The organism is Methylobacterium sp. DB0501, assembly GCF_011043735.1.
GTDB lineage: Bacteria > Pseudomonadota > Alphaproteobacteria > Rhizobiales > Beijerinckiaceae > Methylobacterium > Methylobacterium alsaeris.
Window position 1 is genome coordinate 1 of the sequence record NZ_JAAKGV010000068.1, and the last position, 1,846, is coordinate 1,846.

Below are 1,846 nucleotides of genomic sequence, written 5' to 3' on the forward strand. Positions count from 1 at the left end.
TCGTTTGTGCGCCCAGCATGGGCGCGTTCTTGAGGGTGGAAGTCCCTCCGTGAGCTGGTCACGGCGAGCGAAGTGAAGCGCAACTGCGGAAGGGCGACCGACCGTGGGGAGGAAGCGTGGAGCGCACCTGCGGGCCGATGAACAAGAACCGGATAGAAGGCGACGCTGAGCAGGGCGAGCGGGCAAACAGCCGCGAAGCTCTCGTGATCAAGGCGAGGCGGCGTAGATCCGGCGGTCGTGCAGGGACGGAACGTGCTCTTACCTGGGGAGATCTCGCCTCGCGCCTGAAAGGGCGACGGTGTCGAGCCGGAGCGAGAAGTCAGCCGAGGTCGTAGTAGGGCACGGCGCCCGCTGTCCCGAAGGACCGAACGAGGAGGAGTGGCCGCGGCCGTGACGATGCAGTCGGCAAGGCGTCAGATGCCCGCGCGAGCGGGGCGGCCGGAGCGCGTGCGGGGTGAAGCCTCGCATCTGCCTGGCCGCGACGAAGCCGGCAGCCCGCGCTGCGCACCGGGTGCCACGGGGCCGGGGTTGCTGGACGCAGCCCTGGCGCGCGAGAACGTTCAGCGCGCCTGGAAGCGGGTGAAGGCCAACAAGGGCGCAGCGGGGGTCGACGGTCTGGACATCGCCCAGACGGCGGCGCTCCTGCGCACGGCATGGCCGGCGATCCGCGATCAGGTACTGTCGGGGACGTACCGGCCCCAGCCGGTGCGTTGGGTAGCGATCCCCAAGCCGGGGGGCGGCGAGCGCGAGCTCGGCATCCCGACGGTGACGGATCGCCTGATCCAGCAGGCGCTGCTGCAGGTGCTGCAGCCGCTCCTGGACCGTCACTTCAGCGAGCACTCCTACGGCTACCGTCCGGGCCGCGGCGCACAGGATGCGGTTCTGGCCGCGCAATCCTGCGTGCAGGCGGGGCGGCGGGTGGTGGTGGACGTGGACCTGGCGAAGTTCTTCGACCGGGTGAACCACGACATCCTGATCGACCGGCTGCAGAAGCGGATCGGGGATGCCGGCGTGATCCGGCTGATCCGGGCGTACCTGACGAGCGGGATCATGAAGTGTGGCGTGGTGCAGGAGCGCGGGATGGGGACGCCGCAGGGCGGACCGCTGTCGCCGCTTCTGGCCAACGTACTGCTGGATGAGGTGGATCGGGACCTGGAGCGGCTTGGCCATCACTTCGTGCGCTATGCGGACGACGTGACTGTCTACGTGCGCAGCCGCAAGGCTGGCGCGCGGGTCCTGGCGGTGCTGCGAGGCCTGTTTGGCCGGCTGAAGCTGTCGCTGAACGAGGCCAAGAGCGCGGTGCGCAGTGCATTTGGCTGCACGATCCTGGGCTTCACCTTCTGGGTGGCTCCGGGCGGCGTGGTCAAGCGCCGGGTCGCGTCGTCGTCTCTCGGTCGGTTCAAGCAGCGGGTGCGGGACCTGACGCGCCGGTCTGGCGGGCGTAGCCTGACGGCGGTGGTGGGTCGGCTGCGGACCTATCTACTGGGCTGGAAGGGCTACTACCGGTTGGCGCAGACACCCAAGGTCTGGCGCGAACTGGACGGGTGGGTGCGCCACCGGGTGCGAGCGATCCAGCTCAAGCAGTGGAGGCGCGGCCCGACCATCTACCGGGCCTTGCTGGCGCTGGGCGCCAAACCCGAGGGCGCTCTGCCGGTGGCGGCCAACAGCCGCCGCTGGTGGCGCAACAGCGGGATGGCGCTCAACGGCGTGCTGACCCTGGCCTGGACGGACAAGCTCGGCCTGCCACGTCTCGCCTGACCTCAACTCCTCGAACCGCCCGGTGCGGACCCGCATGCCGGGTGGTGTGGGAGGGGAGCGATCCGTAAGGATCGCCCCCTATCCCGAT

At 69.7% G+C, this 1,846-nt stretch carries 1 protein-coding gene; it reads left to right on the top strand.

Going from position 1 to position 1,846, the window contains the following annotated elements:
- Positions 1–378: 378 nt before the first annotated feature.
- Positions 379–1,758, top strand: a complete 1,380-nt coding sequence (gene ltrA, locus G4G93_RS35265) for a group II intron reverse transcriptase/maturase (RefSeq protein ID WP_312892332.1) — start codon at positions 379–381, stop codon at positions 1,756–1,758.
- The last annotated feature ends 88 nt before the right edge of the window (positions 1,759–1,846 follow it).